Source organism: bacterium (assembly GCA_035691305.1).
Lineage (GTDB): Bacteria > Sysuimicrobiota > Sysuimicrobiia > Sysuimicrobiales > Segetimicrobiaceae > DASSJF01.
The window spans coordinates 1-9,808 of record DASSJF010000027.1; the positions used below are offsets into that span (position 1 = coordinate 1).

A 9,808-nucleotide genomic window follows, 5' to 3' on the forward strand; every position below is an offset into this window, starting at 1 on the left:
ACGCTCCGCAGGCTTGAAGCGCGGTGACAAGCTGGTCGCGGCTCATTCGGCTGCCTCCAGTGGTGCGTTCGTTGCGACGGCGAGATGCTGCGACGACGTCCGGTCCGATTACAATTTCAGGGGTGCCGCTCGAGCGTGCTGGTTCTTGGGAGGGTCCGGAAAGTCCTGCTCAGCCTCGAAACGCGTCCCGCAGCACTTCGAGGCGGTCCGGCCGGCCGGCCGGATCCAGCCACACCTCCACGACGTCGAAGCGGCAGGTACGGTCGCCGCGGCCCGTGCGTGCGAGGTAACGCGCCGCCAGGGCGAGCAGCGCCCGCTGCTTCCGCGCCGTCACGGCCTCCGCAGGGGTGCCGAACTCCGCGCCGCGGCGGGCCTTGACCTCCACGAACACGATGTCCCCGCCGTGCTCGCAGACGAGGTCGATCTCGCCGCGTCCCACTCGAAGATTGCGGGCCACGACGCGGTACCCGCGTGCGGTAAGCGCCTGCGCCGCCGCGGCTTCGCCGGCGCGGCCTCGTGTCCGCCGATCGGTGCCGGGTGCCACGCCGCCGCTCCGCTACGTCGCGCTAACGGGTTCCAGCTCGAAGAGCGCGAGCTGCCGCTCCGGCAGGAACGCGCGGCGGTGCATCGGCGAAGGGCCGTACCGGTCGAGGGCGGCCAGGTGCTCCGCGGTCGCGTAGCCCTTGTGGCGCGCGAACCCGTACTCGGGATACTGCAGATCGAGCTCCAGCATGAGGCGGTCCCGCGCGACCTTCGCCACGACCGACGCCGCGGCGATGCACGCGCAGGTCGCGTCACCCTTGACGATCGCGGTCTGCGCAAATCCGTTCGGCAGCACGTGCCGCCCGTCGATCAGCAGAAATCCCGGCGGCGGCGCGAGCTGGGTGACCGCCCGCTGCATCGCCAGGCGCGTGGCGCCCAGGATGTTCCAGCGGTCGATTTCGGCGACGGATGCCTCGCCGATTCCGATGCCCTCGGCGCATGCCTGAATCTCGGCGATCAGCGCCTCGCGCTCTTCCCGCCGGAGCTGTTTGCTGTCGTTGAGGCCCCGGATCGGCGGCGACGGCCGCAACACGACCGCGGCCGCGACGACGGGGCCGGCAAGCGGGCCGCAGCCGACCTCGTCGATCCCGGCCACGACCTGACCGATCCGCAGCCGCCGGCGCTCCTCGCGGTAGAGCGCGCGTAGCCGCGCCGCCTCGGCGCGCGCCTCCGCCGCGGCGCGACGGGCGCGCCCGACCAGTTTGCGGACCATGGCGCGCCGGTCGCGCCCGAGCGCGCGAATCAGAGACGCCGGTGGGATGCGGTAGCGATCGACAAGTTCGAGGATCTCGGCCGCCGTGAGGCGGCGGAGATCTACGCGCACGAACGGTCTCCGTGCGGTGCGGTCAGGGCCGGCCGGTCAGTGAACGAATCCGATCCGCTGCGGCGGCCAGTAGATGAAGATCGCCTTTCCGATGATGTTGGCACGGGGTACATATCCGAAGAACCGGCTGTCCTCGCTGTTGTTGCGATTGTCGCCGAGGACGAAGTACTCGCCCTGCGGCACCGCCACGGGTCCGTAGTTTCCGAAATCCGGCTTGATCGTGTACCCCTTCTCGGAAATACGTTGGCCGCTGATGTAGACAACGCCTTCTTTGAGCTGCGCCCGATCACCCGGCAGTCCCATCACGCGCTTGACGAAGTCCCGCTGCGGGTTCAGCGGATACCGGAACACGATTACGTCGCCGCGCTGGATCGGCTCGAAGCGGTACAAGAACTTCGCCACCAGGATGCGGTCGTTGATCATGAGCGTCGGCTCCATCGACCCGGACGGAATGTAGAAGGCCTGGACGACAAACGTGATGATGACGAGGCTGAGAACCGCCGCGAAGATGCAGGCGTCCAGCGTTTCGACGATCGACGTCCGGACGACGGGCGGAATGGAGTAGGCCCGCTTGACGATGATCCGTGACGCGACCAGTAAAGCCGACACCCCCAGAATCATCGTGGGGATGCTGAGCGATGCCACGCCTAGCGCTTCTCCTTGATCCGGCTCTCCCGTCCGATCTTTTCCCGGAGATAGAACAGCTTCGCCCGGCGAACGCGGCCCTTGCGGAGGATCTCGATCTTCTCGATGCGGGGGGAGTGCAGCGGGAACGTCCGCTCGACGCCGACGCCGTGCGAAATCCGGCGCACCGTGAACGCGGCGCGCAACCCGCCGCCCCGGCGGCCGATCACCGTTCCCTCGAACGCCTGCAGGCGGTCCCGCCCGCCTTCGGCGACCTTCATGTGGACGCGCACCGTATCGCCGGCGGCGAACGGCGGCAGCGCCGACTTCATCTGCTGGCGTTCGATTGCGACGAGCCTCTCCATGACGTAAACGCCCCCCGCGCGCGGGCCCCTCCGTGGATCGGACGAGGTAAGCGAATCCGGCGGTCGGACCGGAGCCCAGGAAAGTGACAGCGCATTATAGCACGCGCGCGCGACGGACGTCAGCCCCTGCCGCCGCGCCGGCGCGCGTCCCGTTCCTGCTCCCCCCGCAGGTCGCGCAGTAGCGCGCGGGCCTCGTCGTCGAGCGCAGCCCGCTCGAGCAGGTCGGGCCGGCGGGCGAGCGTGCGCCGCAGCGCCTCCCGGCGCCGCCAGCGACGAATCTCCTCGTGGTGCCCGCTCAACAGCACCTCCGGCACCGCGTGGCCTTCCAGGTCCGCCGGGCGCGTGTAGTGCGGGCAGTCGAGCAGGCCGTCGGAGAACGAGTCCTCGCGCACCGACGCCTCCTCGCCCACCACGCCCGGCACGAGCCGGCCGACCGCTTCGACGATCACCATCGCCGGCAGCTCGCCGCCGCTCAGCACGTAGTCGCCGATGCTGACCTCCTCCGCCCCGAGGATCTCGGCGACACGCTCGTCGACGCCCTCGTAGCGGCCGCACAGCACCGTGAGCTGCGGGGCGGCGGCGAGTGAGCGGACCCAGGCCTGCGTGAACGGCCGGCCCTGCGGGCTGGTCAGCAGCACCGGCCCCGGCGCGCCCGCGGCCTGCCGGATCACCTCGACGGCGCGCAGGAACGGCTCCGCCTTCATCACCATGCCCGCGCCGCCGCCGTAGGGCGGTTCGTCCACGGTCCGATGCCGGTCGTCGGCAAACCGCCGGAGGTCCCAGACGGCAACGTCGAGCAGCCCGCGCGCGCGGCCGCGGCCGAGCACGCCGGCGTCGAGCGGACCCGGAAACACCTCCGGAAAGATCGTCACCACGTCGATGCGCATCAGGACCACTCCGGCGGCCGCACCACGATCTCGCCCGCCTCCAAATCGATGGACTCGATCACGCCTTCGACCGCGGGAAAGAGCGTCTCCGCCCCGCCGGGACCGCGCACGACATAGACGTCGTTGCTGCCGGTCCGCAGCACGTCGACGACTTCGCCGAGGACGTCCCCGGACGGCGTGCGCGCGCGCAGGCCGACGATCTGGAACACGTAGAACTGTCCCGGCGGCAGCGGCACCGCGTCGGCGGCGGGCACTTCGATCGTCGCGCCGCGGAGCGAGGCTGCCGCCTCGGGGGTCTCCACCCCCGCGAGTTTCATGACGACAAACCGGCCGGACGCCTCCGCGGCTTCGACCGCGACGGTGCGGACCCGGCTGCCCTGCACGAGAACGACCTCGCGCAGGCGGAGCAGCCGCTCGGGGAAATCCGTAACCGGCAGCACGCGCACCTCGCCGCGCACGCCGTGCGGCCGCGTGACCTCGCCCACCACGATGAGCCCATCGCGCCCCGTCTGGCGCAGGCCGGCGCTCCTAGCCGCCGGGCGTGATGATGCCCGACGGCGAGGCCGCCGCCGTCCCGGCCGGCGCGCCTTCGCGGATTTCCATCACGATCCCGTCCTTCACGACGATCTCGGCCCGCGAGATCTTATCGAAGAGGTTGTCCCCGACGGACAGCTCCGCGATGCCCTCGATCGTCCCCTGCGTGAACTCGTCGTTGAGTTTGAGCTCCTGGGCCTCGCGCAGCCGCGCCGTCAGCTCGGCGCGCGCCGCGTCCTGGCGCGCGCGCTCGATCTCGAGCTGCTGCCGGACGGCGCGGGACTGCGGCGAGACCTGCCGCTCGAGGTCGAACCGCCGCGCCTGCACGTCGATCTGCTGGACCACCGCCTCGGTCCGCTTGATCGCGTCCTCGAGGTCGGCGATGTAGAGCCGCTTGAAACTCTCGGTCACGATCGTCTTGATGACGATCGGCCGCTGCACGGTAATCGTTGGCATGCCCGTCCTCCTCCGTCCCCCACCCGTCTTCGCGGGGACCTCCAGCCGCCTCCGCGGCCTTTACCGCCGGGCCTCCGGCGGCTTCGCGCCTCTTGCCGGCCCTAGGGCCGCAGGACCTCCACGTTCACGCGCTTGCCGCTGCCCGTCGCCGCGGCGCGCGCCAGCGTGCGAATCGCCTTGATGATGCGGCCGCCGCGCCCGATCAGCTTGCCGACGTCGTCCGCCGCGACGCGGACCTCGATCGTGGCCGTCTGGGGCCCGTCGACCACGTCTACGACGACGGCGTCGGGATGATCGACGAGCGACCGCGCCACCAGCTCGACGAGGGCCTTCACCGCGGCGCCTTCGCCCGGCTCTCCTCCCACTGGCGGAGAACGCCGGTCTTTTCGAGGATGACGCGGGCGGCATCCGACGGCCGGGCCCCCTTGCGCAGCCACGCCAGCACTTTTTCCGTGTTCACCTGCATCGTCGACGGGTCGGTCCGCGGATTGTAGTAGCCCACGTTGTCGAGATACTTGCCGCTGCGCGGGCTGTGGGAATCCGCGACCACCAACCGGTAGAACGGCTGGCCCTTGGCCCCCCGCCGCGTCAGCCGGATCTTGACGCTCATACTGTCTCTCCCTCCTCATCCTTGTTTGTCACGTGATTTGTCACGGCTCCAGCGACGTCGGCAGCTTGCCGAGCCTGCCGGCGCGCTTCCCCATGCTCTCGATCTGCTTGAGCATCTTCTTCGCGTCCGCGAACTGGCGCAGCAGGCGGTTGACGTCCTGCACGGACGCGCCGCTGCCCCGCGCGATGCGGCGCCGCCGGCTGCCGTCGATCACCTCGGGGTGCCGACGCTCCCCGGGCGTCATCGAGTTGATCATCGCCTCGATGCGCCCGAGGGCGCGCTCGTCGAACTCCGCGCCGCCCGACAGCCCGGCGCGCTTCGCGTTGAAGCCCGGGATCATCGCCATGATCTGGTCGATCGGGCCCATTGCGCGGACCTGTCGCAGCTGCTTCGTAAAGTCTTCCAGCGTGAATTCGGCGCGGCGCAGCTTGCGCTCCATCTCGCGCGCCTCGTCCGCGGTCACCTGCTCCTGCGCCTTTTCGATTAGGGTCAGCACGTCGCCCATGCCCAGGATGCGCGAGGCCATCCGGTCCGGATGAAACGGTTCGAGCGCCTCGAGCCGCTCGCCCGTGCCGACGAAGAAGATCGGCACCCCGAGAGCGGCCACCACCGAGAGCGCGGCGCCGCCGCGCGCGTCGCCGTCGAGCTTGGTGAGAATCACGCCGTCGAGCGGCACCGCCCGGTGGAAGCCTTCCGCCATCCGCACCGCGTCCTGTCCCGCCATCGCATCGAGCACGAGCAGCGTGTAGTGCGGCGCGACCGTCGTCCGAAGCCGTACGAGCTCCGCGACGAGCTCGTCGTCGACGTGCAGGCGGCCGGCGCTGTCGACGATGAGCGTGTCGGCGAGACTGTCGCGGCACACATCGAGCGCGCGCTTCGCCGCCGCGACGGCGTCCTCGCCCGCCGCCGGGGAGACGACGGCGACGCCCGCGCGCTGGCCCACGATCTCCAGCTGGCGCACCGCCGCCGGGCGCGATAGGTCGGCCGCCGCGAGCACGGGCGTGCGTCCCCGCTTTTTGAGGTGCAGGGCGAGCTTGCCGGCCGTGGTGGTCTTGCCCGTGCCGTGCAGACCCGCCAGCAGGATCACGGTCGGCGGTTGCGGCGCCGGGACCAGCCCACGGTGGGCGCCGCCGAGCAGCCGGGCGAGTTCGGCGTGCACGATCTGCACGACCTGCTGGCCCGGCGTCAGGCTCTTCCAGACCTGCTCGCCGACGGCCGCCTCGCGCACGCGCGCGACGAAGTCCCGCGCGACTTTCACATTGACGTCCGCCTCGAGCAGCACGAGCCGGATCTCGCGCAGCGCCTGGTCGACATCCCCTTCGGAGAGCGCACCGCGGCCGCGGAGGCGGTTCAGAAGCCCGCCGAGTCTGGTCTGCAACTGCTCAAACATCGTCTGCGACACCACCCGCGCCGTGATCGTCGCCGGAGGTCACATCGACCCCGGTGGAGTCGGAGCCCTCGTAGACGCGAAACCCTCCGCCGCGCTCCACCTCGTGCACGCGCCCGAACACCTCGCCCATGCAGCGCGCGAGCGTCCGCGCGCCCTGGCTGGTGCGCGCGACGAGGTAGAAGCGGCCGCCCGGCGCGAGGTGCGCGTGGGCCTCTTCGAGGAGTCGCCGCACCGCCGCGCGGCCGGCCCGGATCGGCGGGTTCAAGAGAATCAGGTCGAACCGGTCGTCGTCGACCGGCGCGCAGCCGTCGCCCGTACGCGCCTCCGCGTTGGCGAGACGGTTGTCGCGGATGTTCGCCTGCGCCAGCGCCGTCGCGCGCGGATTGATGTCGACGAGCCGAACCCGTGCCCGCGGCGCACGCGCCGCCATCACGATCCCGAGCGCCCCGTAGCCGCACCCGAGATCGAGGATCGTTCGGGCGCCGCGCGGATCCACCGCGTCCAGCAGGAGCCGCGTGCCGCGGTCGACCCCCCCGCGCGAAAAGACACCGGCCGCGGTCCGAAACCGGAACTCCCGGTCCCCGTCCCCGAAACGGATCGTACGCTCGCGTATCGGCGCCGGCGGCGAGGGCGTGAAGTAGTGCGACGCCGGCGCTTCCCGCCGGCCGGTCCCGGTCCCGCCGGGCGGCGCCATTACATCACCTCGCGCAGCGCCCGCAGCGCGCGCATGAGCGGCCCGGTCTCCGCACCCGCCGCGGTGAGGCGCGCGGCGGCCCGCTCGACCGCCTCGAGCCGGCCCGCGACGCCGTCGTGGCGCGCGCGGCCGTCGCGCGCGAGGACCCGCAGCCGCTCTTCGAGATGCCGCATCTCGCGCACCGCCCGGCGCAGGCCGTCGAATACCGCCTGCCGGCTGACGCGGAGACGTCCCGCGATCTCGCCGAGCGACAGATCCTCGTGGTAGTACATCCGGACGAGCCTCTGCTGTCGCACCGTCAGGAGACCGGCGTAGGCGTCGAACAGCCGGATCACCGCGGTGCGGTCGGCGAGGCTGCGGGCGCGTCCCGCGGCACGCGGAGCGGACAACATCTTCTGTAAAGGCATAATCCTTGACGCAAGTATACCACAGACGGCGGCGGGACGAGCGGGCTGCTACGCCAGGACGCTCCGTTCGCGCCGCATCGGGCTCGCGCTCCACCGCAGACCGCGCACGGCGCCCGCGCGGTCTGTTTCAAACACGACCGTCTCGCCGACGTTCCCGCCGCCCGGGCCGTCGACGATCTTGAAACGGTCGGGGCCGATCGTCTCGAGCTCGCTCGCGTCTTGAAGGGGACGCTCGTTGTCGGGCCGGTAGGCGAAGAGACGGTCGCCGATCAGGACGACGTCGAGGTCCAGCCACCGCGCGGTATACCGTCCCACGTACCGCCGCAGCGCCGTCCGGCGGGACGGCCGGCCCGGCCGTCGTTCGATCCGCTTGAGACACTGGTGGATCGTGTGAAAGGCGCCGAGCAGCAACGGCTTCCCGTGCATGTCGATGACGTTGGTCAGCACCGTCACACCGATGCGGCGGTCCATGTCCATGCCGATGGCCGTGGAGAATCCCTGAAACCCGCCGCCGTGGCCGACGATGGAGGCGCCGTCGAGCGGCCAGATCGCAAACCCCAGGCCGTACTGCCCGTCGTCCGTGGGCAGGCCCTGCGGCTGCTGCATCTCCCGCTTGCTGAGATCCGCGAGCAGCCGGCCGCTGCCCGGAAAGTGTGCCGACATGTAGGCGCACAGATCCGCGGCCGTCGACACGAGTCCGGCCGCCGGCCGAAACGCGTTGGCGTCGGGGTTGGCGAACGTCTCGCGGCGGCGGCCGGGATATTCTCTCCCATAGCCGGCGGCGAGCGTCTTCAACACCCCGGGCGTGATCGCGAAACCCGTTTGGCGCAGACCAAGCGGCGCGACGATGTGCGCGCGGACGTAGTCGTCGAAGGCCTGTCCGCTCGCCGCGGCGACAACCTCGCCGAGCACCGCGTAGCCCACGTTGGAATACTTCCAGCGCTCGAGCGGGGCCAGGACGGCGAGTCCGTTCCGCGCGCGGGTCCGGAGTTCGTCCCGCGTCGGGAACCGATCGGTCACCCAGTGCGGTGTGCCGTCCCGCTCGACGCCCGCCGTGTGGGACATGAGCTGGCGGACCGTAAAGGGCGCCGCCGGTCCGTTTCCGGAGCGGATCCAGGGCACGTAGCGCTCCACCCGCTCGTCGAGCCGCACGGCGCCGCGCTCCGCCAACTGCATCACCGCCGTGGCGGTGAACGTTTTCGAGATCGAGGCGATGCGGTAGCCGGTCGTTTCGCTCGCGCGCCGGCGGGCCGCCTCGTCCGCGTAGCCGTAGCCGCGCGCGAAAACCGGCGCGTCCCCGTGGACGACACCGACGCTCAGTCCCGGGATCCGGCGTCGAACGCGCTGATACCCCAGCCATGCGTCGATGATCGCCACAGCATCACGGAGCCAGCCGTCGGGGCGGCCGGACGCGGAATCCCTCGACCGGGGCGATCGCGCGGGGCGCGAGCTCATCAACCGAAACAGTACACTACCGCCGGCCGCACCCCCTCCGGGCACCGGACGGCTTGAAGTGTCCGGCGTCCGGCGCGTACACGGATCTACGATGCCAGCAGCGCCTCCACGAATGCTTTCGGATCGAACGGCTGCAGATCGTCCATTCCCTCGCCGAATCCGACGAGCCGCACCGGCATCTTGAGCTCGTCCGCAATCGCGACGGCGATCCCGCCGCGCGCGGTGCCGTCCAGTTTCGTCAGCACGACCCCGGTCAGCGGCAGCGCCGCCGCGAACCGCCGGGCCTGCGCGATGCCGTTCTGTCCCGTCGTCGCGTCGAGCACGAGGAGTGATTCGACCGGCGCCTCGGGCAGCTCGCGGCGCAGCACGCGGTCGAGCTTTTTGAGCTCTTCCATGAGGTTCGTTTTGGTGTGGAGGCGGCCCGCGGTATCGACGATGAGGACGTCGGCATGACGGGCGCGCGCGGCCTGCGCCGCGTCGTAGACCACGGCCGCCGGGTCGGACCCCTCCGCGTGCCGGACGAGCTCCGCACCCGCGCGGTCCGTCCACACCGCCAGCTGGTCGATGGCGGCGGCGCGGAAGGTGTCCGCGGCGGCCACGATGACGCGGCGGCCGTCGGCGCGGAGGCGGTGCGCGATCTTGCCGATCGTCGTCGTCTTGCCGGCACCGTTCACGCCGAGGACGACGACCGCCGCCGGCCGCGGCTCGAGCCGAAGCGGCGCGGGTTCGCCCAGAGCGGCGAGCAGCACCTCCGCGAGCGCCCGGCGCAGTCCCTCGGGAGTGCGGGCCGCCCCGCCCAGTTCGCCCGAGCGCGCGCGGGCCCGCAGGCGCACGACCACCGCCTCGGTCGCCTGGACGCCCAGATCCGCCGTGAGCAGCGCCTCTTCCAGGTCCTCGTAGAACGATTCGTCGATCTCGCGGCCGAGCAGGCCGTCGAGTTGCACGGCGAGGGCCCGGCGTGTCTTCGCCAGGCCCTCGCGGAACCGGCCGAGCCACCCGCTTCCCGCCATGATCACATTG

Annotated in this window: 14 protein-coding genes; all 14 read right to left on the bottom strand. The window is 71.2% G+C overall.

The genetic code is table 11. The features are described from left to right. Positions 1 to 169: 169 nt before the first annotated feature. Positions 170 to 544, bottom strand: a complete 375-nt coding sequence (locus VFL28_04585) for a YraN family protein (protein ID HET7263923.1) — start codon at positions 542 to 544, stop codon at positions 170 to 172. Between the two features lie 12 nt (positions 545 to 556). Further along, positions 557 to 1,366: a ribonuclease HII gene (locus VFL28_04590; GenBank protein ID HET7263924.1), complete on the bottom strand. Its 810-nt coding sequence runs from the start codon at positions 1,364 to 1,366 to the stop codon at positions 557 to 559. Positions 1,367 to 1,402: 36 nt separating this feature from the next. Beyond that, positions 1,403 to 2,011, bottom strand: a complete 609-nt coding sequence (lepB, locus tag VFL28_04595; protein ID HET7263925.1) for a signal peptidase I — start codon at positions 2,009 to 2,011, stop codon at positions 1,403 to 1,405. Positions 2,012 to 2,013: 2 nt separating this feature from the next. Beyond that, entirely contained in the window at positions 2,014 to 2,355 is a 342-nt protein-coding gene (rplS, locus tag VFL28_04600) for a 50S ribosomal protein L19 (protein ID HET7263926.1), read from the bottom strand. A gap of 119 nt (positions 2,356 to 2,474) precedes the next feature. After that, positions 2,475 to 3,242 carry a tRNA (guanosine(37)-N1)-methyltransferase TrmD gene (trmD, locus tag VFL28_04605; protein ID HET7263927.1) on the bottom strand — a complete coding sequence of 256 codons (768 nt, stop codon included), beginning with the start codon at positions 3,240 to 3,242 and terminating at the stop codon, positions 2,475 to 2,477. Then, positions 3,242 to 3,730 (bottom strand): ribosome maturation factor RimM, encoded by a 489-nt coding sequence (gene rimM / locus VFL28_04610; protein ID HET7263928.1) that lies wholly within the window; start codon positions 3,728 to 3,730, stop codon positions 3,242 to 3,244. The genes trmD and rimM overlap by 1 nt, the downstream gene beginning before the upstream one ends. A 40-nt stretch (positions 3,731 to 3,770) precedes the next feature. Further along, positions 3,771 to 4,232: a YlqD family protein gene (locus VFL28_04615; GenBank protein HET7263929.1), complete on the bottom strand. Its 462-nt coding sequence runs from the start codon at positions 4,230 to 4,232 to the stop codon at positions 3,771 to 3,773. 101 nt (positions 4,233 to 4,333) lie between these two features. Continuing rightward, complete coding sequence (locus tag VFL28_04620; GenBank protein HET7263930.1) at positions 4,334 to 4,567, bottom strand: KH domain-containing protein; 234 nt, start codon at positions 4,565 to 4,567, stop codon at positions 4,334 to 4,336. Beyond that, positions 4,564 to 4,842, bottom strand: coding sequence for a 30S ribosomal protein S16 (gene rpsP, locus VFL28_04625; protein ID HET7263931.1), 279 nt, complete (start codon positions 4,840 to 4,842; stop codon positions 4,564 to 4,566). The genes VFL28_04620 and rpsP overlap by 4 nt, the downstream gene beginning before the upstream one ends. A gap of 40 nt (positions 4,843 to 4,882) precedes the next feature. Further along, positions 4,883 to 6,244, bottom strand: coding sequence for a signal recognition particle protein (ffh, locus tag VFL28_04630; GenBank protein ID HET7263932.1), 1,362 nt, complete (start codon positions 6,242 to 6,244; stop codon positions 4,883 to 4,885). Continuing rightward, positions 6,225 to 6,926, bottom strand: coding sequence for a class I SAM-dependent methyltransferase (locus VFL28_04635; protein ID HET7263933.1), 702 nt, complete (start codon positions 6,924 to 6,926; stop codon positions 6,225 to 6,227). Before VFL28_04635 ends, ffh begins: the two co-directional genes overlap by 20 nt. After that, the gene (locus VFL28_04640; GenBank protein ID HET7263934.1) at positions 6,926 to 7,333 is read right to left on the bottom strand and encodes a sigma factor-like helix-turn-helix DNA-binding protein; all 408 of its coding nucleotides are present in this window, start codon (positions 7,331 to 7,333) and stop codon (positions 6,926 to 6,928) included. Before VFL28_04640 ends, VFL28_04635 begins: the two co-directional genes overlap by 1 nt. Before the next feature lie 48 nt (positions 7,334 to 7,381). Next, complete coding sequence (locus VFL28_04645; protein HET7263935.1) at positions 7,382 to 8,710, bottom strand: serine hydrolase; 1,329 nt, start codon at positions 8,708 to 8,710, stop codon at positions 7,382 to 7,384. Between the two features lie 164 nt (positions 8,711 to 8,874). Continuing rightward, positions 8,875 to 9,798 carry a signal recognition particle-docking protein FtsY gene (ftsY, locus tag VFL28_04650; protein ID HET7263936.1) on the bottom strand — a complete coding sequence of 308 codons (924 nt, stop codon included), beginning with the start codon at positions 9,796 to 9,798 and terminating at the stop codon, positions 8,875 to 8,877. Positions 9,799 to 9,808 lie beyond the last annotated feature (10 nt).

Coding starts and splice junctions, on each gene's coding strand:
- rpsP (HET7263931.1), bottom strand. CDS start 4,842: ATGAGCGTCAAGATCCGGCTGACGCGGCGGGGGGCCAAGGGCCAGCCG.
- rplS (HET7263926.1), bottom strand. CDS start 2,355: ATGGAGAGGCTCGTCGCAATCGAACGCCAGCAGATGAAGTCGGCGCTG.
- VFL28_04640 (HET7263934.1), bottom strand. CDS start 7,333: ATGCCTTTACAGAAGATGTTGTCCGCTCCGCGTGCCGCGGGACGCGCC.
- ftsY (HET7263936.1), bottom strand. CDS start 9,798: ATGGCGGGAAGCGGGTGGCTCGGCCGGTTCCGCGAGGGCCTGGCGAAG.
- VFL28_04635 (HET7263933.1), bottom strand. CDS start 6,926: ATGGCGCCGCCCGGCGGGACCGGGACCGGCCGGCGGGAAGCGCCGGCG.
- VFL28_04615 (HET7263929.1), bottom strand. CDS start 4,232: ATGCCAACGATTACCGTGCAGCGGCCGATCGTCATCAAGACGATCGTG.
- trmD (HET7263927.1), bottom strand. CDS start 3,242: ATGCGCATCGACGTGGTGACGATCTTTCCGGAGGTGTTTCCGGGTCCG.